Genomic DNA, 21927 nt, shown 5'->3' with positions numbered 1-21927 from the left:
ATTGGGGGCGGTTCTTTTTTTTATGACCCAGCTCATAAACTCTGAATATTATTTTACCTACTTTTGTTGCGTGAGATACTTCTTATTCATAGCGCTCTTAACAGGACTACTGCTACAAAACTGTAGCCAGTACCTGATTTCGCTTGAATATAAGCTCAACCAAAACTACATTGCCAGCGTGCTCTGCGTAAACAGGGATAAACCTGATATGCACTGTAACGGTAAATGTTACCTGAAAAAACAACTAGAACGCGACCAGCAACAACAAAATAATGGCAGCGCCGGAAAAGAGAAATACGAAGTGTCGTATATAGATGACCTCTATTCGTACGACCTCCGCTCTTACGCCCCGTCCATCCCACTCATCGCATATTATCAGAGCTCTGTACCATATACTCCTTTATCTGATACCTTCCGCCCCCCACAAGCCTAATCACTCTCCCTTTATTTTACGAACAAATTGCTGAGCAACGACCGCTCAATTCATAACTATTGACTTTATCATCCACATGAAATATCTATTAGTGATAATAGCAGGAGTACTATTGTCCTTACATTCCTATGCCCAGGTACAGGGCAGCGTGATCGATGCACAAACAGGTGAAGTATTATCTGGTGTAAACATCCAGTTATTACATCATAGCAAAGGCTGTGTAACCGATGCACAGGGCAAATACAACATCGCAGGCAATAATGGAGATTCCGTATTAGTATCTTATGTTGGTTATCAACCACAAAAAAGGGCGCTGACAACAGGTATCATATCCTTACATCCCTCCACTGCAAGTCTCAATGAATTTGTAGTGACCTCCAGCAGGGATAAACAATTACGTACAGATGCACCTATCGCCATCAGCAGAATTTCCACACAGGAAATGCGCGATACAAAAGCCATCACACTCGACCAGCTATTGAACAAAGTGAGTGGCGTATACATGGTGCCATTACAGAATGAACAACATACCATGGCCATCCGTCAGCCAATCGGTTACAAGAGTCTATTCCTGTATCTCGAAGATGGTATTCCTATCCGCACCACCGGCGACTTTAACCACAATGCACTCATAGAAATGAATATGGCCGCATTGCGCACCATCGAAGTAGTTCGTGGTCCCGCCTCCTCCTTATATGGGAGTGAAGCAGTTGGCGGAGCCGTCAACTTTATCACCGCAGCACCTTCATTAAACCCAACAGGACGTGTGCAGGCAGAGATGACAGACAGGGGGTATAAACGTTCAGATTTCAATGTGTCAAACACATTCAATAAACTAGGTTTAACCATGGGTGGTTATTATGCTAAGCAAAGTAACGGTTACATGGACCACAGCGATTACCATAAATTCGCTTTCACCTTAAGAGGCGATTACCAGATTAATGAACACACCAAATGGATCAACTCCGCAACCTTAGTTGATTATTATACCGACCAGATAGGTGGTCTGGATAGCGCACACTTCTTTGGCAAGAATTATACAAACTTCCAGACCTTCTCTTACAGGAAAGTAAATGCATTCCGCTACAGGAGTACCGTAGAACATGACTGGAATGACCTGAACCATACCACGTTTACGGCCTTCTTCAGAAGCAGCAGTATCAAACAAAATCCTTTTTATTACATCACAGATTCAAAAACAAATCCTCTCAAAGCCGCAGGACAAATCAATAACGATAGCTTTAAAAGTTATGGAGTAATCCTGCAACACAAGAAGGAATTCGCCTGGCAGGATGCAACGATCATCGCAGGCGTAAGCATGGATTACAGTCCGGCAGCTTACATCGCTAACTATATAGATGTAGATAAAAATACAGCAGGTTATTACGCACATTATACACCGAGTGATTCCGTGCTCACAAACTATGATGTAAAACTCCTGAACACCGCTGCATATGTACAGGGTAACATGACATTGGCAACAGGCCTGAAACTCGTTGCAGCATTGCGTTATGACAGGATGGATTATAAATTCGAAAACCACCTTTCTGCAGCAGCATATACAGGTGCCGCCAGTCAGCAAAACAACTTCAATGCATTTACACCTAAATTAGGATTGACTTACGACTTCGGAAAGAGCCGTGGATTATATGCAAACTACAGCGTAGGTTTCGCGCCACCCAATATCACAGAGTTATTCACAGGCGTGAAAGTTCCTGTATTAAAACCTGCTAATTACAACAACTACGAAGTAGGCGGCTGGCTGGGCTTTGCAAATGATCAGGGATATGTAGATGTAAGCGTGTACGAGATGAAAGGTAACAATGAAATCATCAGTGTACGGCAGTCAGATGGTTCTTACCTGAATCAGAATGCCGGACATACTACACACAGGGGCGTAGAATGGAATGTACGTTACGCACCGGTTACATCCCTTCAATTACGTGTAAGCGGACAATATGCAGATCACTTCTTCAACGATTACACAGAGAAAGGAGTATCATACAGTGGTAACCAGATGAACGGAGCACCACATGTGATCACGAATTGTGAACTAACCTTCAAACCTGCGTTCATCAAAGGTTTCAGGATTGGTGCAGAGTGGCAGCATATCAGTAAATATTACATGGATCCCAAAAATACCAAAGTATACAACGGGTACGATTTGCTGAACATTCGCACAGGTTATGCATGGAAGAGTTTTGAATGCTGGATCAATTGCCGCAATGCTGCAGATGTAATCTATGCAACGACAGCAGAGAAAACAGCCTATAGCACCAGCTATTATCCTGGACAGAAGAGAACATTTGATTTTGGGATCGCATATACATTCAAATAATGAAGAACAAATTGTGGATAGTGTTGGCAGGCCTTCTTTCGGCCTGCCATCCCAATAAAGAGCAGGAATACACCCTTTCACACGGAGAGGCATCCTGTGCATTTATATCAGAAACAGCAGATGGGAAGAAAGTCATCAGCTGGATAGAAACACAGCAGGGAGCAGATACAGGTACTATGTACTACGCCGTGCAGCAGGGCGATACGTTTTCCACACCACAGGTGATCCCTGTGGCTAACAATGTATTGCCACACGCAGAGAATATGCCCAAACTCGTATTCAAACCAGATGGTGAGATTATAGCCATGTATGGCATAGAGCAACATGATCCGCGCAATCAATGGGCCGGCAGGGTATTTTACACACATTCATTAGATACCGGAAAAACATGGTCTGCACCACAACAACTCGTAACAGATACGAGTAGTTATGATCAGCGTTATTTTGACGTGGCCTTATTACCTGATGGAGAAGCAGGGGCTATCTGGCTGGATAACAGGAAAGACATCAATGCAGAAGGATCTACTTTGTACTTTGCAAAAACCAGTGGCCATCAAGGTTTCAGGGGCGAGCATGCGATCGCGGAGACAGCCTGTCAATGTTGCCGTACAGATCTCTACACAGACCCCAAAGGACATTTGCATGTAGCATTCAGAGATATCATTAGTGATTCTATTCGTGATATGGTACACTTATTATCTGTGGATAAAGGGGCGACATTTTCAGCTCCTGCAAGGATCAGTGCTGATAACTGGGTAGTGCGGGGTTGCCCGCATACAGGACCTGCAATGGCAGCGAATAGTTTCGGGCTGCATTGTGTATGGTTTACAATGGGTGGTGGGCAAGGTGTGTATTACACGCATTCTACCGATGAAGGACAAACCTATTCACAAAGAGATACCGTGTGCACAACACCAATGGCAAAGCATCCGCAGATCACAACAGTGGGCGATGACAAGCTGATGATAGTATGGGATGAACCAGTGAAGGTAGGAAAGGAGTTTAATAGCAGGGTAGGCTACCAGCTGAGGAAAGGAAATGGAGAGGTGATTAAATCAGGAATATTAACGAATGACAGCCTATATGTAACATTTCCGGTAGTAAAAGCTGTAGATCAACAAACGGTCTTAATCGCCTATACAAAGAAAGGATCGGTATGCTATAGATATCTAAACTTTTGAGCTGGCCGCAGGCCATAAAGCCGTTTTTTTGCTGATGCCTGCGGTATCAGTAAAAAACGGCGGCTATCTTTTAAAACTTCCATAAAACAAAAAAGGTGTACCAAATCTGGTACACCTTTTGATGTGCGCCAGGCATGGTTATAAGCTCTAAGGTGTAAGTCCTGAATGAGCGTTGCAGTACGTATCATTAGCCAAAGGCAAGGGTGTCGTGGGTGACCACGAATCTGAAGGAAGCCGGCGGCAAACATTCGAGCCCACGAACAGAAATGGTATACAAGGCAAGGCATGGTGGGCGATGTCGCATCACAGACAAAAGCCCTATACTGCACGGAACCATGTTGTGTAAATACCGGGGCTACATGAATGGAAAGCGTATAACCTTACCCTGGGAGATCTGCTGGCAATCCGGCAGAGGTATGAGAGAATACCGAAGCGGAAACAGAAGTCAGCATAAAGAATGGCTTCAAGGTGCCATCAGAAGTCAGCCGAGGTCATAGTAAGCCGGCAACGAGCTGCATCCCGAAACGAAGGCAAAAGCAGAAGTCTCACAAAAGGAAGAAGGACCGAATGTTAGAATGGCGAAAATGAACAAGCCGTTTATGAGCGAGGCGATCACAACGGAAGAACACTGGAAAACTACCTGTGCGAGGATAAGCCGGAAGCTGAAAGTAAAACACAGGAGGAGTTGAGCCTCATCATGCAATCAATGGGAGTGACGCCGGGATGATTTTTTTTTTTTCAAAGTAATAGTATGCTGGAAGAAATATTAGATATCCGCAATGTACAAAAAGCCTTTAAGCAGGTAACTGCCAATAAAGGAGCGGGGGGTATAGATGGTATGCAGACCGATGAACTTCGTGACTACCTGAATACGAACTGGCAGACGTTGCGGACCAGTATTTTAGAAGGCAGGTACGGCCCCCAGGCAGTTAAGAAAGTAGAAATAGACAAGGAAAATGGCGGCGGTAAAAGAATGTTGGGAATACCTACTGTAATCGACAGGCTAATTACCCAGTCAATATCCCAATGGCTAAGCCCACAGTATGAAGGAGAGTTTTCCAATTATAGCTATGGGTTTAGAGAAAACCGGAACGCTCATCAGGCATTGTATCAGGCACAAACAAACCTGAACGACGGCTATGAATGGGTAGTGGAGTTGGACTTAGACAAGTTTTTCGATCGGGTGAACCATGACCGGCTAATGTCGCTTCTGGCCCAAAAGATAGCTGACAAGAGGACGCTGAAACTACTGCGCTCATACCTGAATTGCGGGATGATGGAAAATGGGGTTGTGATAGAACGTAAGGAAGGCACTCCTCAAGGCAGCCCTCTCTCCCCCCTGCTGAGCAACATTGTTTTAAACGAACTGGACAAAGAGTTAGAGGCAAGAAGCCACCGGTTTGTACGGTATTGCGATGACTGTAGCATCTACGTGAAAAGTGAAAAGTCAGCGACGCGCGTGCTGTCAACAATCACCGAGTTCATAGAAAAGAAGCTAAAGCTAAAAGTAAACCGTACAAAAAGTAAAGTGAGCCGTCCGATAGAGAGTACGCTTCTGGGTTTCTCTTTTTATCGAAGAGAGAAAGGGTGGGCAGTGCGCATTGCATCTAAATCGCTGAGAAAGATTAAAGAGAAGATGAAGGATCAAACGCAGCGTAAAGCCCCCGGCAAAGTGAAAGACAAGATAAAGAAGATGGAGGCCATAATAGTAGGTTGGGTGAATTACTTTCGGATAGCCACGGCCAAAAGCAGAATGGAAGAACTGGACAGGTTGGTAAGAACACGTCTAAGAATGGGAATATGGAAACAATGGAAAAGGCCATCAACACGGTGGAAAAACCTGAAAATGTTGGGAATTAATGTGGGTAAAGCTTATGAGTGGAGCAACAGTCGTAAAGGCTACTGCCGCATTGCAAACAGTGCAATACTGCACCGAGCCTTGAACAACGACTACTTTACTAAACAAGGGTATGTAGGGTTCGCCAATCACTATTACTGGAAAACAACTCACCAAACTAAGTTATTCTGACAAACCGCCGTATACCGGTCGGTACGTACGGTGGTGTGAGAGGACAGAAAGCCGGCATGACCGGCTTTCTTCCTACTCGATTTCTTTTTTCTCAGTAGCTAAAAGCTCCCTGCCAATCCTGGCGGGTAGCCCAGCGACCGTAGTTATTTCTTTTAGATCTGTCGGAGTAGAAGCGCCATTCTGCTTTCCATCTCGGATAGTAGAGACGCAACAAATACAGTGTTGCAAAAGTAAGCATAGGGATATGGTTTTTTAGGATAGATAGTTAGCATTGTTAGTAAACTCTTAAAGCTCATAGATAGTTAGGTATCACATTCCCCTTTAATGGTAGTTCGTCATACCATCGTTAACCCCTTGTCTGCCATCGTTATACCACATTCATTATAGACAAAAAGTAAGCTGTCTCAAATATATATAGAAAATTCTACTAATGGAATAACATCTATGTGTTATATTATAACTTTTTACTCTTTATAAGTGTAGATAGCATTTGCCTGCTGTGTACAGGTAATCACTAAATCATTGATACACACATGCGCCGGCAGCGTAGCACAGTAGTAAATAGTATCTGCCACATCATCCGCACTCAATGGTTTAAACCCTTTGTATACATCATCTGCTTTACCTGCATCACCCTTAAACCGGACAACAGAAAACTCAGTTTCCGCAGCACCCGGATGTATAGCCGTTACCTTTATAAAATATGGCAGCAGATCAATGCGCATACCCTGTGAAATCGCATCTACCGCAGCTTTGGTAGCACAATACACATTCCCCTTTGCATACACGGTTTTAGCAGCAGTAGAACCCAGGTTGATAATATGCCCTTTCTTCCGCGCTTTCAGCCAGGGGATCACAACCCGGGATACATACAGTAAACCCTTCACATTCGTATCAATCATTGTATCCCAGTCAGACAAACTGCCTTCATCAATCGTAGATAAACCTAAAGCTAATCCCGCATTATTGATCAGCACATCCACAGCTTTCCATGAATCGGGAATTTGTTCCAATGCACTGCTCACTGCTTTCTCATCCTGTACATCAAAAGTCAACGGCAATACCTTCACGCCATTTGTCTTTTCCAGGTCCTGCTGCAGGGCAGTCAACCTTTCCTGTCTTCTTCCGGTAATGATCAGGTCATAACCCTTAGCTGCAAACTTTCTCGCACATGCTTCTCCAAATCCGGCAGTGGCACCGGTAATAAGTACTATCCCCATGTCAAAAATGATTATTTACTTCACCAAAGTTACAGTGCCTTTCTTTAAAATAGTTTTTCCGGTGAAATCTTTTCCTTCCAGGATCCAGATATAGGTATCTACAGGCGCCGGCTGACCTTTGTAAGTGCCATCCCAGCCCTGGTGGAAATCAGTAGAGGAGTAAACCTCCTGGCCCCAGCGGTTGAAAATGCGGAAGTATTTATATTCAGTAATTCCTACAGGAATAAAACGAAACAGGTCGTTGCGCCCATCGCTATTAGGCGTAAATGCATTCGGTATATAGATTTCAGGACCCGTATAATATTTGATGCTGATAGTATCATAACCCACACATCCCTGTGAATTGGATACCCGCAGCACATAAGTAATATCTTCATTCCACCTGAGTTCAGGATCAGCAATGTGCGCGTTGCTCAACCCATCAGGTGGTGTCCAGGTAAATAATTCGCCGCCCGAAGCATGCAGGGTCAGTGCCTGCCCTTTTGCCAGGATGGTGTCATTCCCTGCAAAAGGGAACACCTCGTACACCGTAATATCCTTCGTGACCGTAGCTACGCAGGATTTATCTGTATACAGGATCAACGAAACCGTATAGACACCACCATGCTGATATGTATGGTTAACGTGCTCACCGAAGGCCCTGCTAATCGTGCTATCACCTTCCGATCCCAGATCCCATCTCCGGTCGGTAATATGACCATAGGTGTACGATGACTTGTCATCAAACTGAATGCGGTCTCCTTTACAATACCCGGTCACATCAAAATCACCTTTTAATCCCGGGTAATTACTCACAATACCCGTAGTGCTGTCAGTGCAGGTCAGACCCCTGTTTACCACCAATTTCACCACGTATCGCCCGGTATCAGGATAAAGATGTCTGAAAATAGTTTTGTCAGTTACTATGGTATCGGTACCATCACCAAAGTTCCAGTAATAGGTGGAAGTAAATCCTGCATTACTGGTGTTTGGTATGAGCACACTGAGGTCTGGTTCTGGTACACAATTTTGTAAAGTGGGAGGGAAGCCGGCGGTGATTTTGGTATTACAGTTAAACACAGTGAGGAGGATATCTTTATGATGCGTGCCGATCATTTTACCAGTTTGCCGTTCAAATTCCGTTACACAAACCGAGACTACATATTGACCTTCCCTGGGAGGAACGCCTGTTAGGAAACCTTTGTTGTCAATTGAAACCTGTGGGGTGCCTCCCATGGGATTTGATCCGGAATAAGGTGCTCTGTAGCTCACGGTATTATTATAGGGGGGAGGGTTGGAGCTGGCAGCTTCATTGCGGTTAGCTCCCCCGGTCAGTGCGTTGCACAGTGAATAAACGAGGCTGTCACCATCGGGGTCTGTGGCAGAGTAATCATAATGGAGTGGAAGATTGGCGCAGATCACAATTGCCGCATCTTTGGCAAAAAAAGCACTCCTGTTGGAAGGCCGGCTTTCAGTACCGGGGATCATGCAGTAGAAGGTAGAACCCTCATGTTCTGAATCATTGATGTTAGCTAGTTTCTCTCCGCGGCAGCATCGCTGATAGACTACATAATAACCACCCAATATGGGTTTAAGTGAGATGGTATCCCTGTAAATAGCCACTTCCAGGTTTTGGGAGCGGGGGGCCAGGCAGGGATTCCGCAAAGTATCACGCAGCGGTTGGCGATCTTTGATGAAGAGCAATCGTGCATCCGACACCCGGGAGCCACCAGAGGAGTAAATATTCACAGGCACCGGATTTTCAAAATGATCCAGGCAACCCTGAATATCTCCGCAGCTGAAATCAGCATTCCTGTATAGTTTCAGGATGATTTCGTATTTATAGTTACCATCCGGATTCATGGCAAGAAAAGCATAATAGATCTCGCCACCAATAATATGGTATGCAACTGCAGATACGTGGATCAAACTACAGCAAATAGCCAGAATAATAGATCTATGCATTAGTTGGGGTTGTGCATGGGCTCTACGACTTAACTATAGGAATTTAAATAAAAAAAAGGAGATGGGCGAATGAATTAAATCGCCATATGAAGGGGTTTGAATTACAATCGGAATCCAATTTCGCGGACGCTGGATTATAATATGATTTGCTTTATTTAAGCGGTTCTCATTAAGCAGGCATGCGCTTTCACGAACACAGGGATAAATATGATTCGCTTTTTTAAAGATAATCTCATCCACTTTCCTATTACCTGATCAGGGTAACAGTACCTTTTCGTATCACCGTATCACCATTCACATTCTTCCCCTGTACCACCCATACATAAGTGCCGATAGCAGCGGGTTTCCCATCATAATTCCCATCCCATCCCTGCAGGTATTCAGTCGTACTGTACATTAGTTTTCCCCATCGGTCAAACACCCGGAAGAATTCAAGTTCAGTAATTCCCACCGGCAATGGTCTGAAAATATCGTTCTGTCCATCACCATTAGGAGAGAAGCCTGTCGGCACATAAATATCCGGACCTGCAATGAAACGGAGTTTAATATCATCCGTACCGGAGCAGCCTTCAGCCGTATATGCAGTAAGGGTATACGTAATATCGTGATTGATAGTGGTTGTCGGTGAATCAATACCCGGGTTATCCAATCCATCTGCCGGAGTCCATACATACCGGGTACCTCCACTGGCATGCAGGGTAAAGGGCTCGTTCAGAATAGCAATCGTATCATTGCCGGCAAAGGCAGGCACGGGAGGAACCACATTTATCAGAACCGTATCTCTTACTGCTTTAGGACATCCCTTGGTATCGGTAACTGTAACAATAAACTGCGTGGTATCCCTTGGTTTGGCAATCGTAGTTGCCTGGTTCGGAGTTGACAAAGAAAAGGTCGGCGTCCATTGATAATACGCACCTCCTGTGGCAGTCAGTGTCACCTGGTCGCCATAACAGATAGTGGTATCTTTACTTGCCTGCGCAATAGGTGGGTCTACGATTTTCAAACTCATATCATCATGCCCGCTGCAATCACCCAGGGTAGCAATCACCTGGTAACTGGCACTCGGCGCTGGCGGCACTATTTCAAGGATCGCACCATCACCCGCATGGGTATTGGAAGGGATCTCATACCAGGTAAGGGGATAATTCCCATCGGCGAAAGCCCGGATATGTAAAGTATCACCTGTACAAACAGTACTATCGGCAATAGTTCTTACATACAATGTATCACGCACATCAATCTTAACGGTCGCCTTATTCTGGCACCCTGTTGCATCAGTAAACGTTACCGTATAGCCTGTATCCACTTTTGGGAATACAGTTGGAGTAGCCGTATTGGCATTGGTAATATTATAATCCGGCGTCCAGGCATAAGTACCATTGATCACCTGCCCGCCTGATTCGCTGGTTGCGGTAAGGCCGAGTGAGTTCCGGATACACAGCAGGGTGTCCGGCGTAGTGCTGACAGGTGGTTTTTCGTACACGGTGATTATACTGGTATCCGATCTCGCACAACCGTTAGTTGTCGTAATATCCAGGATAACAGTATAGGTACCGGCACCCGGGTATTTATAATTGGCAACCGGGGATCGTGAAGTATCTGCAGAGGAACCGGTATCGCCAAAATCCCATCGGTAAGTGGCAATGGCATCGGTCGCACTGGTCGTGGTAGAAGTACTGGTAAATGTAGTAGTGGTATTACTGCACAACCCTGCAATCCGCATATCCGGCGTAAGTTTGGGATACACCCGTACAACGGCCGTTGCCTTGTCACCACAATTACTGGTTTTATCCACCCACAGGGTTACGTTGTATACACCTTCGGCAGCGTAGGTATGCTGGAAAGGGGCGGTGCTTTGGGTGGTATAAGTTGTACCATCTCCAAAATCCCAATCGTAGGTTTTACCTTCTGTACTGTTGTTCAGGAAAGTAATGGCGAAGCCGGTGCAATCATCATATTTATCGGGCATGGAGGCTTCCACTAAGCGTACACAGGTAGTCACGATCATATGAAAGTCCTTCCTGTGAATGCCGAGTAATTTCCCATTCCGGTATTCATATGCGCACACGGTTACCACGTATTTCCCGGGATCAGGTGCAGTGCCCGTGATCAACCCACTATTGGATACGATGTAAGCACCAGCACCCAGTGGGGCAGCACCAGAATAGGGGTTGACGTAAGTGAGGTCCGGGTAAGGAGGCGCTACAGCGGCAGGTGGTGTAGCATATTTATCCCTGCCATTGGTGACCTGACCACCTCCATAAGCAGCGCAGAAAACATATACAAGGCTATCACCATCAGGATCGGTAGCAGAGAAATCGTAAGAAAATTTCTTATTGGCACAAACAAGGATTGCTTCGTCTTTATTGAAAGTAGGACTGGAATTAGTTAGAATGTCATTGGTACCCGGCAATTCTGTAAAGTAGGTCGCACCATTCCCCGGAAAGTGTTCTTCATCATTCGCCCTGTGGGTGTCTTTAATATTTTCCATCGTAAAGTCACGGCAACAGGTCTGGAATGATACCGTATACCCGGCAGCGTTAATGGGAACGGTAATATTTCCTGTATAGGTACCGATCTGGAAACAGATCTTTGGTGGATTTACGATACAGGGATCTGCCTGGCCGGAGCTTTGAGTGGCCTTGCTGGTTTGAGAGATCAGGTAAGGAGAGCCGTTTACTGCAAGGTTATTAGCCTTGTTAAAAACAGCAAAGTAAACGGCGTTGGGCAATTCAGCCAGGTTATCAGCCGTCTCGCACACCCTATAAAGTTTGAGGGTCACCTGGTAAGTGACAGTGGTAGTTGTGCCTGATATATACTTATATGACATCTCTCCCCCGATGATATGGGAAGCTTTGGAACTTAATCCATAGAAGAGTATCAATAGCAATAGAAGGGTGCTTCTTTTCACAATTATTGATCTTGGCAAAAAAGAGTAAACTGTAGCAAGAGCTGATTGCTGGCTGCCGGAACTTCCAACATACCCATGTGACCCGTTTCTTCAAAAATATAAATGCTACTGGTCCGTGGAAGGGATACCTGTGGCAAGATGCTTTGAAGAGGAACTGCAGTATCATCTTTTCCAATTACAAACAGTACTGGTACTTGTATAGATGATAACACACCGCTGCGATCAGGTCTTACTATCATTGCTTCGTAATATGCTTCCAGGGAAGCAAGGGGGCAGGTGATGCCCATGTTCACATATGCTTCTACACTTTCCGGATGTTTGGCCTTAAAGCCCGGGCTGAACATATTCGGAAATGCCTGCCTGATAAATGATTCATTACCATATTGTTCCATCAGTTTGATGGATTTGCGGCGCGCTTCCTTCTTTTCTTCAGAATCAGGAAGGGCTGTAGAATGAAACAGGCCCATTCCCTGTAAAATCGATGGGTATTTTTCTGCAATGGCAAGGGCGACATATCCACCCATAGAATGGCCTACGATCACTGCTTTTTCTATACCGGCAGACTGTAAGGTGGTATAAACATTATCAGCCATGCTATCAATAGTCAACGCAGTTGTGAGCGGATTATTGCCGGCTCCGGGTAAATCCAGCGCGATTACTTCAAAATATTCACTTAAAAATGCTTCCTGGAGGTTCCAGATCCCGGAATTCTCAGCAAAGCCATGCAGTAATACTAAAACAGGTTTCTTCCCTTCTTTTAGATGGTTAGATTGGGTGGAAAGTTTATTCAACATCAGAAAAATAGTTTATTAATACATTTTATAATGCAGGCCTGTGCTACACCTGTTGATAGGCAGGCGCTAACGTAAGAGATATTTTGTTGATGTTTATAAAGTATTGGTTATCCGTTTACGCGTTAGCCGCAGAAAGTAACTATAAAGGATCAGCAATATACAAAATAGAACCGCTGCTTTCGACAGTAAATCACCATACTTAACATAGAACGTCAGATAAGTGCTCGCTGTTACATTTGCTTTTAAAACCCCTTCCTGCCAATAAGGAAGTGATGCTACGATTTCTCCTTTTTTATTGATGATGGCAGAGATACCGGTGTTCGCACTACGGGCCACCCAGCGGCGGGTTTCAATGGCACGGAGACGGGCATACTGTAAATGCTGACGATGACCTTCAGTGTTTCCCCACCAGCCATCATTCGTCATAATGAAAAGAATGTTTGCACCTTTTCTTACATGCTCAGCTACAAACTCGCCATATACAGATTCATAGCAAATAGTAGGAAATATTTTAACCTGTGTGGCCTTGTTTTCCATTAGCTCCACACCCGGGCTACGGCCATAACTACCACTGATACCACCAAAATCCAGTGCGAGACTGTTCATAAAACTCAGGTAATGCACATAGGGAATGAGTTCGACACCCGGTACCAGTTTAGATTTATGATAGACTTCCACCACATTCGAAGTATCAATTTGAACACCCGCATTGAATACGTCATAAATCATATCGCCGTCAGCGTTACGGCGTGCAGAGCTGGGAATCTCCTCATTTTGGTTGTACCGTTTCAGGGTAACAGCTCCACTCACCAGGGTAGCCTGTGGATATTGCTGTAATAACAACCTGATCTTTTGTGTATAATCTTCGTAAGTGAGTTTATTTTCCCATGCACCATGCACAAAAAGGGCGGTCTCGGGCCATACGACGAAAGCGGTCTCGGTATCGATTTGTGACGTCGTGAGCTGCAGCATTTTGTTTACTTCCAATGCTTCATTTTCATCAGCAAATTTATCGTAAGGATCAATATTAGGTTGAACGATCACGACCTGGGTTTGAGCTCCTTTAGCTGGAAAACTGAGGTTGGTATTTATCACAGCACTGATCCCCAAAGGAATTGCCAGGATAAGAACTGGTTTCCAAATTTGCGGGATGATCGGTTTTCTATAAAATTTATACTGGAACCACACATGGTAAATGGCCAGGTTCGTAGCCAGAATCCACAAAGTTCCCCCGCTCACACCAGTATATTCATACCACTGTACCCAGTTCGGGTGCATGGCAAAAGCATTGCCGAGCGTAAGCCATGGCCAGCTCAGTTCCCAATGGAGGTGGATATATTCAAATGTCATCCAGTAAACGATGAACGTAAAATAGGCAAGGGTAGGGCTCACCCATTTACGGGTTCTGCGGTATCCCATTACAGGCACCAGCATGAACAGGGTATTGAGCAGGTTCGCTGCTACCCCACTTGCGGGTACAGTGGTATTGCCTACCCACCAGGTAGTGGCTACATTCCAGCAGAAGAGGAGGAGGAAAGCGCTTCCAAAAAAACGGGCCCTGTTTTCCACAATATCCGCCAGCCGGAACAGGGGAATAAATGCGATAAAGATCAAAAAGGTAAGGGGGGAAGTTGGCCATGCTGCCCAGAGGAGCAGGCTGCCTGTCAGACTTAAGATAGCGGGTAAATAACGTTTTGCCATAGCGGGTCAAAAATAAGGATTAATAGGAGGATCAGGATAAAATTGGAGTGAAGTCACTGAGGTGAATTTTCAATGTTTTCATAAAATGAAGTGGCTCAGCTTCATTTTAAAGCAGGCTGCAGGCCATATCTTACATCCGGGGAATTGCCTGCCTGAGCATAGGCCGAACATAGAGCCAATATTACATTATAAGTTTACTAAGAGTACACCAGTATATCACCTCTATATCGATTGGATAATGAAGTGATATACTGGTGTACTTAAAATGATAGAGTAATGTAATACATGAATAAAAGACGCACTGAGTCTTTATAGTGTTTTGGGTGGCGTTGTTTCATTTTGAAGCGGGTGTTTGTCTGCAATAGAACATGCAGGAAAGACGGAATTCACCAATGGGGAATGAAAATCATTTTTAGGAAAGCTTGTCGCTGGTCATTACCCGCAATAAAAAAGGGCATCTCACCAATAAGATGAGATGCCCTCCGGCATTATTTAAAATTAAATTATCTGCTATAGTTCGGTGCTTCCTTGGTGATCACCACATCATGCGGGTGATTTTCCTTCACTGTAGCAGGAGAGATCCTAATGAACTGTGCTGCCTGCAGCGCTTTGATATCTTTAGAACCAGTCAGACCCATACCAGCACGCAGACCGCCTACAAACTGCTGAATCACTTCTGCCAGCATGCCTTTGTAAGGTACGCGACCTACGATACCTTCCGGCACCAGTTTCTTAATATCATCTTCTTCCTGGAAATAACGATCTTTTGAACCTTCAACCATTGCTTCCAGGGAACCCATACCACGATAAGACTTGAACTTACGTCCTTCGTAGATGATAGTTTCTCCAGGGCTTTCTTCGGTACCTGCGAAGATAGAACCAGCCATTACGCAGGATGCACCTGCAGCGATAGCTTTTACCATATCACCGGTATAACGGATACCACCATCTGCAATCACCGGGATCCCCAGTTTTTTCAGGGCAGCAGCAGCATTCATAACAGCGGAGAGCTGGGGGAAACCAGCACCTGTTACTACACGGGTAGTACAGATAGAACCAGGACCAACACCCACTTTCACCGCATCAGCACCTGCTTCTGCCAGTGCCAGTGCGCCATCGCCGGTAGCTACGTTACCTGCAATCACCTGTAGTTTAGGGAACTGCTTTTTCAGTTTCTTCAAACCATTCAGTACACCTACTGAGTGACCATGAGAGCTATCGAGACAAACTACATCCACACCCACATTGATGAGCGCCTGTGCCCTGTCCAGTACATCAGGAGTAATACCTAATGCTGCACCTACAATCAGACGACCATATTCATCTTTCACAGCATTTGGATAGCTGGTCAGCTGCAGGATATCACGGTAAGTGATCAGACCTACGAGTTTACCATTCTTACCAACCACTGGTAATTTCTCAATTTTATTCTGTTGAAGGATTCTCTCTGCTTTCTTCAGATCAGTACCTTCCGGAGCAGTTACAAGGTTCTGAGAAGTCATTACTTCGCTTACAACGCGTTTCATGTTCCTTTCGAAGCGCAGGTCACGATTGGTAAGGATACCAACGAGTTTGTTTTGCTCATCTATGATAGGAATTCCACCGATGCTGTTTTCTTTCATCAGGCGGAGAGCTTCTCCGATAGATGCATTTGCATGCAGGGTTACCGGATCGAGGATCAGCCCGTTTTCACTACGCTTTACCTTACGTACTAGCTCGGCCTGTTTTTCAATGGACATATTCTTGTGCAGAATACCGATACCACCCTGGCGCGCCAAAGAGATGGCCAGATTAGCTTCAGTTACGGTATCCATGGCAGCGGAGACCATTGGAATGTTCAGGCGTAAGTTTTTGGTAAGTTGCGTGCTGATATTAACGTCTCTGGGCAAGACTTCAGAGTAGGCTGGAACCAGAAGTACATCATCAAAGGTAAGTCCGTCCTCTACAAATTTCGGTTTTGATTTTCCGGCAGGCATGTTGCAACTATTTGTCAGTTATTAAATAATTGCACGCAAATGTACAGTTATTTAAGCAAATACAAAAATTGTTGTGATGTCCGTCATTCCGGTTCCTGTTTTTAAATTGCCTCAAACCAGCTGATAGCGCTGTTTTGGCGTACTTCTTAATAATTTATTCATCTTTGGTTATTCAATTACTACAGACCTGGTAAGCACTTTCCTGGCTTTTTTTCTAACAACTTCATCTTTCTCAGCCTTCCCCAACCCGTCGAAATCCTCACCCAGCAAAGTTTCCAACTTCTTCATCTTTCTCAATCCCCCAAACCATTCGCAAGCCCCGCCCAGCACACTTCTCAGCCTCTCCATCTTACTCAACCTCCTCCAACCCGTCGAAATCCCCTCCCAGCAAAGTTTCCAACTTCTCCATCTTTCTCAATCTCCCCAAACCATTCGCAACCCCCGTCCAACACACTTCCCCTCCTCAAACCAGCTGATACCGCTTCCCCGGCATACTCCTCAACAAATTATCCATCTCCAGCTGATAAATCACAGACGCCACCCTGCTCTCCGGCAAAGGACACCTCCCATAGATATAATCTATATGATAATCTTCACTCTTATTAAAAAGCCCTAATATCTGCCGCGCCTCCTCACTCAGCTCCACCCGCAATTCCTGCTGCCTTGCCACTACCGGCCGCTTCACCACATCATCCCAATTCATCGCCTTTAATATATCCTCCGCATCCGTTATCAACATCGCCTGATGATTCTTTATCAAATGATGACAGCCCGCTGACTTTTCATCACCTACGCGCCCCGGTATTGCAAATACATCCCTGTTATAACTATTAGCAATATCCGCCGTAATCATCGACCCACCTTTGATCCCACTCTCTATTAACACCGTTGCATCCGACATCCCTGCCACTATCCTGTTCCGCTTAGGAAAATTCGGCTTATCAGGCATCGTTTCCCTGGCATACTCCGTCAGCAATCCACCCTGCTCCACCATTTGCCGTGCTGTACCCGCATGCACATCCGGGTAAATTCTATCCAGCCCATGCGCCAGGATCCCTACCGTAGGCATCCCATGCTTTAATGCCGTAGCATGTGCAAGCACATCTATGCCATATGCCAGTCCACTCACTACCATGATATTACTGGCCTCCAATCCCGCTATCAGGTTAGCACACACCTCCCTGCCATGCGATGTTGGGGCACGCGTGCCAATCACATTAATAATGCGCTTCGTGTTCAGATTCGCATTCCCTTTATAATATAAGAGGAAAGGATTATCGTAACAATGCAGTAATCGCTGTGGATAAAGTGGTGACAGATAACTAATAGCGGCTATCTTATAATGCTCCAGGAAGGTCATTTCCCTGTCCACCCAGCGAAAATCTTTAAACTCCCTGATAGCATTCGCTCTCACCTTCCCCATCATCGGCAGGCATTCTAATTCCCTGCTGCCCGCTTTAAATATGCTACCCGCATTTCCAAAGTAAGTCATCAACTGTTGGGCTATCTTATTTCCTATTTGTGGGATCTTTGTAAGTGCAATCTGATAACGTGTTTCTTCCTGCATTTTCCTACTTTTGTGGTCAACTTCCTTAAGTTACAACTTTTTGCGTATGTTTTCAAACCGCTTCCCACTTTTCCTCGCCTGCGCCCTCCTTTTCGCATGCAAGGCGCCAAAACCTGCAGCACAACATGCCGCCTTAGCGCCCTATGGTCCTGCATTTGCAGCCTTATGGCAACAGCGGTCTGCCGAATATAAAGCACTCTGTTTCCAGGCATATAACTTCGCCCGTCTTCGCCTGAACGAAGATCTGCAACGCGGCGCTTCTAAGCCAATGGCCATAGTTACAGACATTGATGAAACTGTATTAGACAACAGTCCATACAATGTACACGTTGCATTAAAAGGTGAAAACTACAGCGATAAAACCTGGCAGGAGTGGACCAGCAAAGCCATTGCAGACACCGTTCCCGGCGCATTATCCTTCCTGAAATATGCAGCAGAAAAAGGTGTACACGTGTATTACATCACCAACCGTTCCGAAGCAGAACGAGGCGTTACCTTACAAAACTTGCAACGCTGGAATTTTCCGGATGCAGATAATGAACACCTGATCCCTAAAACAACAACTTCCAGCAAAGAAGAAAGAAGACTGCAAGTGGCCAAAACACATGAAATAATTTTGCTGATGGGGGATAACCTGGGAGACTTTTCTGCCATCTTTGAAAAGCAGCCTGCTGATAAAAGGGAAGCCGCTACAAAGCAGGCTGCAGCTGAATTTGGCAGCAGGTTTATTGTATTACCAAATCCCATGTACGGAGATTGGTTACCTGCATTGTTCCAATATAATTACAAACAAAATATCGATTCAATATTGCAAACGCAACTAAAGAATTACTAGCACTCGTTTCATAATTACCATTTAAGTATTGGTGATCAATACAAATACCTATTTATGAAATGAGTGCTAATTAAAAAGGCGGCCTCTCAGAAGCCGCCTTTTTAATTTTATAACTTAATAATCTTAAACTCTGTTCGCCTGTTCTGTGCTCTTCCTTCCGGGGTTTCATTATCCGCCACCGGCTTACTTTCACCATATCCTTTCGCTACCAGTCGTTCCGCCTCTATCCCTTTCTGCTCCAGGTATTGCACCACAGCCTGCGCACGCTTATCAGAGAGTGTCAGGTTGATCTGATCATTACCAACATCATCCGTGTGTCCGCTGATTTCCACGATCATCGTTGGGTTCTCTTTCATTAATCCTACCAACCTGTTCAACTCTACATAAGACTCTGCTTTCAGCGTATACTCCCTGCTCGCAAAGAACACGTTGTTCAATACCATGATTGCACTTGTATCCAGCGGTACCAAAGGCACTTCCCTGAAATAACCGGTATCTTTTTCCGCCCCTTTCAGTGAGAAATTCTCAGAATGGAACAGGTAACCTTTCTTATTTACATTCAGTCCATAATCCCTGCCCACGGGCAATGCAACCAGGTAATTGCCCAGGAGATCACTCTTGATATCTGCCATTGTTTGTCCTGTTTCCAGGTCTTGCAACTCTATATTAGCAACCAGGCGTTTCTGGTTTTTTGCATCAAACACATATCCTCTTACATACAGAGTTTTCAGCGGCCTGGCAGCAGGATACAATTCAAAGCTATAGATATCCAGGGATCCCCGGCTATCTGTACGATCAGAAGCATAATACGCAGTTTTACCATCAGCTGCCACTACCATACTGGCTTCTTCATCCATTGTATTGATAGGATAACCCAGGTTTACAGCGGGGCCCCAGCTGCCATCCGGCTGTCTGCGGGAATAGAAGAGGTCCATGCCACCAAAACCCGGTCGTCCGTTAGAGGCAAAGTACAAAGTCTGGTTATCCGCATGAATAAACGGCGTACTTTCATCACCAGGCGTATTGATGTTTGGACCCAGTCTTTCAGGAGTACCCCATCTGCCATTGGCCTGCATTTCACTCATGAAAATATCAGAACCGGCATCCGCAGTTTCCCGGGCAAAATACAAGGTCTGTTTATCAGGAGAAAGACAAGGCTGAGACTCCCAGTCCCTGGTATTGATCGGGTTTCCCAGGTTCATTGGTTCTACCCAGAGTCCTTCTTCTGTTCTGATAGCGTAGTAAATATCGCAGCTGCCACGTCCGTTGGGGAAATTACATCCTGTAAACACGATCGTATTTCCATCCTGGGAAATGTTTTGTGCACCTTCATTGAATTGTGGAGAGTTCACTGGCGCACCCAGGTTGTAAGCCTTTTTCCAGTGCATGCTATCATCTCTTTCTGACACATAGAAATCCTCATTCTTGCCATTCACCCTGCGGGTAAATACAAGCATTTGATTGTCGATCGTCAGCGAAGGGAAATATTCACCATCCTTGGTATTTACGTTATCACCCAGGTTAACGGGTTTGAAGGGTACCGGGTGGGCTGCTTCTTTGGCAGCGTAGGTGAAAGTTTTTTGCAGGGCCTCTGCTTTTGGATTCTTAACCTTTGTAGTCGCAATGTAAAGATTGATGCTAGCCAGGGCTTCAGTAAATCTGCCCACACCTCCCAGGGCTTTCGAGTATGCCAGCAGGGCAGGTCGGATAGACGCGCTATCCAGCCGTTTCAAATTTTCAAAAGCACTGATCGCCTCATCGTATTTCTTTAACTCTACATAGGAAATCGTCATTTGTCCATAAGCATCCGTAAATCCGGGCTCAGCCCGTACTGCTTCCTGTAAATAAATAATAGCATCTTCCGTTTTATACTCCGAAACCGCCAACTGTGCATTGTCAAAACTCTTCTGTGCTTTTTTCTTAGCGTTATCATAGGTTACCACCTGAGCATGCACACCCAGGCTAATCACAAGACAACTCAGCAATATTGGGAATTTAGCCATAACTTATGATTGGGAATGTGGGTCCAATATATGAAAAAATCGCCAGATGAATGTCTTTCTATCAGATAATCAATGCGATTACATATTTTTTTCACAATAAACGTTATGATCTGAACCTGTATTGTACTTATAGCAGATTAATATATTTGTGCCCTTGTGGAGGGGGCCATGCAGGATTGTACTTAAAACTTTAAGTCTTCTAACTGTACTTATGGTACATTAATATATTTGTAAGTTGAGTAAGGAGTGGGTATTAAAATTACTCACAAGGGAAGGAGACCATAATGTAAACAAGAGAACCCTGGAAATATCAGGGTACATTAATATACTTGTGCACCTGCAAAGAAAGCTGCCATTTCGGATGGTCCTTGATATAATCAATGATCAATGGTGTCATTTCTGCAGCCTTGTTCCATTCCGGCTGAATATACAGTTTACAATGAGGGCCCGCAAGCGCAGCATATTTCTCTGCCCAGGCAAAATCACTCTTATTAAAAATCACCACTTTCAGTTCATTGGCAAGGGCACAGATCTCAGGCAGGGGTGCCTTGAATTTCTTGGGGGATAATGTTATCCAGTCCCAATTACCGGAAAGAGGAGAGGATCCTGAAGTTTCTATATGTGTGCGGAAACCGGCTGCATGGAGGTCTGCAGTCAGCGCATCCAGGTTGTGCATTAATGGCTCACCGCCAGTGATTACGGCAATACGGCCAGGATAACTGGCTGCTTCACTCACGAGATCTGTCAATTCCAGCTGGGGATGACGATCTGCCTCCCAGCTATCTTTCACATCGCACCAATGACAGCCTACATCACAACCACCGAGGCGGATGAAATAAGCTGCACAGCCCTGGTAATTACCTTCACCCTGGATGGTGTAAAAGCGTTCCATTACAGGCAGGGTACGTACGTGTTGATATGTGGCAGTCGTTGACATAATACAAAGGTACGCATATTGCCATTAGCACTATGCGTACCATATAATAGCTTGTGTG

15 protein-coding genes are annotated in these 21927 nt (G+C 45.1%); 5 read left to right on the top strand and 10 right to left on the bottom strand.

All coding sequences use genetic code 11. The annotated features are described in order from the left end of the window. Positions 1–70 precede the first annotated feature (70 nt). The 4 genes from U0033_RS15095 to ltrA all read left to right on the top strand — a co-directional run bounded on the left by U0033_RS15095 (position 71) and on the right by ltrA (position 5981). The gene (locus U0033_RS15095) at positions 71–433 is read left to right on the top strand and encodes a hypothetical protein (protein WP_072359653.1); all 363 of its coding nucleotides are present in this window, start codon (positions 71–73) and stop codon (positions 431–433) included. Positions 434–509: 76 nt separating this feature from the next. Beyond that, on the top strand, positions 510–2771 hold the full coding sequence (locus U0033_RS15090; protein ID WP_072359090.1) for a TonB-dependent receptor: 2262 nt from the start codon (positions 510–512) through the stop codon (positions 2769–2771). Then, positions 2771–3952 (top strand): sialidase family protein, encoded by a 1182-nt coding sequence (locus U0033_RS15085; protein ID WP_072359088.1) that lies wholly within the window; start codon positions 2771–2773, stop codon positions 3950–3952. The genes U0033_RS15090 and U0033_RS15085 overlap by 1 nt, the downstream gene beginning before the upstream one ends. 751 nt (positions 3953–4703) lie before the next feature. Continuing rightward, complete coding sequence (gene ltrA, locus U0033_RS15080) at positions 4704–5981, top strand: group II intron reverse transcriptase/maturase (protein ID WP_322518441.1); 1278 nt, start codon at positions 4704–4706, stop codon at positions 5979–5981. Between the two features lie 91 nt (positions 5982–6072). On the opposite strand, the gene U0033_RS15075 is transcribed toward ltrA, so the two are convergent. The 8 genes from U0033_RS15075 to dprA all read right to left on the bottom strand — a co-directional run bounded on the left by U0033_RS15075 (position 6073) and on the right by dprA (position 18094). Further along, entirely contained in the window at positions 6073–6219 is a 147-nt protein-coding gene (locus U0033_RS15075; RefSeq protein WP_177318632.1) for a hypothetical protein, read from the bottom strand. A 226-nt stretch (positions 6220–6445) separates the two neighbouring features. Then, a complete protein-coding gene (locus U0033_RS15070) occupies positions 6446–7201 on the bottom strand; it encodes an SDR family NAD(P)-dependent oxidoreductase (RefSeq protein ID WP_072362730.1) in 756 nt (251 codons plus the stop codon). Positions 7202–7216: 15 nt separating this feature from the next. Then, positions 7217–9145 carry a PKD domain-containing protein gene (locus U0033_RS15065; protein ID WP_083571604.1) on the bottom strand — a complete coding sequence of 643 codons (1929 nt, stop codon included), beginning with the start codon at positions 9143–9145 and terminating at the stop codon, positions 7217–7219. A gap of 247 nt (positions 9146–9392) precedes the next feature. Further along, positions 9393–12056, bottom strand: coding sequence for a PKD domain-containing protein (locus tag U0033_RS15060; protein ID WP_143150774.1), 2664 nt, complete (start codon positions 12054–12056; stop codon positions 9393–9395). A 2-nt stretch (positions 12057–12058) separates the two neighbouring features. After that, positions 12059–12850 (bottom strand): alpha/beta fold hydrolase, encoded by a 792-nt coding sequence (locus U0033_RS15055; protein ID WP_072362727.1) that lies wholly within the window; start codon positions 12848–12850, stop codon positions 12059–12061. Positions 12851–12943: 93 nt separating this feature from the next. Continuing rightward, positions 12944–14551 (bottom strand): apolipoprotein N-acyltransferase, encoded by a 1608-nt coding sequence (gene lnt / locus U0033_RS15050; protein WP_072362726.1) that lies wholly within the window; start codon positions 14549–14551, stop codon positions 12944–12946. A 503-nt stretch (positions 14552–15054) separates the two neighbouring features. Beyond that, positions 15055–16527: an IMP dehydrogenase gene (gene guaB / locus U0033_RS15045; RefSeq protein ID WP_072362725.1), complete on the bottom strand. Its 1473-nt coding sequence runs from the start codon at positions 16525–16527 to the stop codon at positions 15055–15057. A 463-nt stretch (positions 16528–16990) separates the two neighbouring features. Next, entirely contained in the window at positions 16991–18094 is a 1104-nt protein-coding gene (gene dprA / locus U0033_RS15040; RefSeq protein ID WP_072362723.1) for a DNA-processing protein DprA, read from the bottom strand. 46 nt (positions 18095–18140) lie between these two features. Here dprA and U0033_RS15035 point away from each other — a divergent pair, with 46 nt between their 5' ends. Then, entirely contained in the window at positions 18141–18929 is a 789-nt protein-coding gene (locus U0033_RS15035; protein ID WP_072362722.1) for a 5'-nucleotidase, lipoprotein e(P4) family, read from the top strand. 107 nt (positions 18930–19036) lie between these two features. On the opposite strand, the gene U0033_RS15030 is transcribed toward U0033_RS15035, so the two are convergent. After that, entirely contained in the window at positions 19037–20932 is a 1896-nt protein-coding gene (locus U0033_RS15030; protein ID WP_072362721.1) for an OmpA family protein, read from the bottom strand. Between the two features lie 310 nt (positions 20933–21242). Beyond that, complete coding sequence (locus U0033_RS15025; RefSeq protein ID WP_072362720.1) at positions 21243–21869, bottom strand: 7-carboxy-7-deazaguanine synthase QueE; 627 nt, start codon at positions 21867–21869, stop codon at positions 21243–21245. Between the last annotated feature and the right edge of the window lie 58 nt (positions 21870–21927).

It is taken from the genome of Chitinophaga sancti (assembly GCF_034424315.1).
GTDB classification, from domain to species: domain Bacteria; phylum Bacteroidota; class Bacteroidia; order Chitinophagales; family Chitinophagaceae; genus Chitinophaga; species Chitinophaga sancti.
Note: the sequence above shows the minus strand (reverse complement) of the source record. Positions and strands in the feature narration are given on the sequence as shown.

Excerpts from the sequence above, each read along its gene's own strand:
- U0033_RS15085 (WP_072359088.1), top strand. The coding sequence starts at position 2,771 with ATGAAGAACAAATTGTGGATAGTGTTGGCAGGCCTTCTTTCGGCCTGC.
- U0033_RS15035 (WP_072362722.1), top strand. The coding sequence starts at position 18,141 with ATGTTTTCAAACCGCTTCCCACTTTTCCTCGCCTGCGCCCTCCTTTTC.
- U0033_RS15090 (WP_072359090.1), top strand. The coding sequence starts at position 510 with ATGAAATATCTATTAGTGATAATAGCAGGAGTACTATTGTCCTTACAT.
- guaB (WP_072362725.1), bottom strand. The coding sequence starts at position 16,527 with ATGCCTGCCGGAAAATCAAAACCGAAATTTGTAGAGGACGGACTTACC.
- dprA (WP_072362723.1), bottom strand. The coding sequence starts at position 18,094 with ATGCAGGAAGAAACACGTTATCAGATTGCACTTACAAAGATCCCACAA.
- lnt (WP_072362726.1), bottom strand. The coding sequence starts at position 14,551 with ATGGCAAAACGTTATTTACCCGCTATCTTAAGTCTGACAGGCAGCCTG.
- U0033_RS15065 (WP_083571604.1), bottom strand. The coding sequence starts at position 9,145 with ATGCATAGATCTATTATTCTGGCTATTTGCTGTAGTTTGATCCACGTA.
- U0033_RS15075 (WP_177318632.1), bottom strand. The coding sequence starts at position 6,219 with ATGCTTACTTTTGCAACACTGTATTTGTTGCGTCTCTACTATCCGAGA.
- ltrA (WP_322518441.1), top strand. The coding sequence starts at position 4,704 with ATGCTGGAAGAAATATTAGATATCCGCAATGTACAAAAAGCCTTTAAG.
- U0033_RS15055 (WP_072362727.1), bottom strand. The coding sequence starts at position 12,850 with ATGTTGAATAAACTTTCCACCCAATCTAACCATCTAAAAGAAGGGAAG.
- U0033_RS15025 (WP_072362720.1), bottom strand. The coding sequence starts at position 21,869 with ATGTCAACGACTGCCACATATCAACACGTACGTACCCTGCCTGTAATG.
- U0033_RS15030 (WP_072362721.1), bottom strand. The coding sequence starts at position 20,932 with ATGGCTAAATTCCCAATATTGCTGAGTTGTCTTGTGATTAGCCTGGGT.
- U0033_RS15070 (WP_072362730.1), bottom strand. The coding sequence starts at position 7,201 with ATGGGGATAGTACTTATTACCGGTGCCACTGCCGGATTTGGAGAAGCA.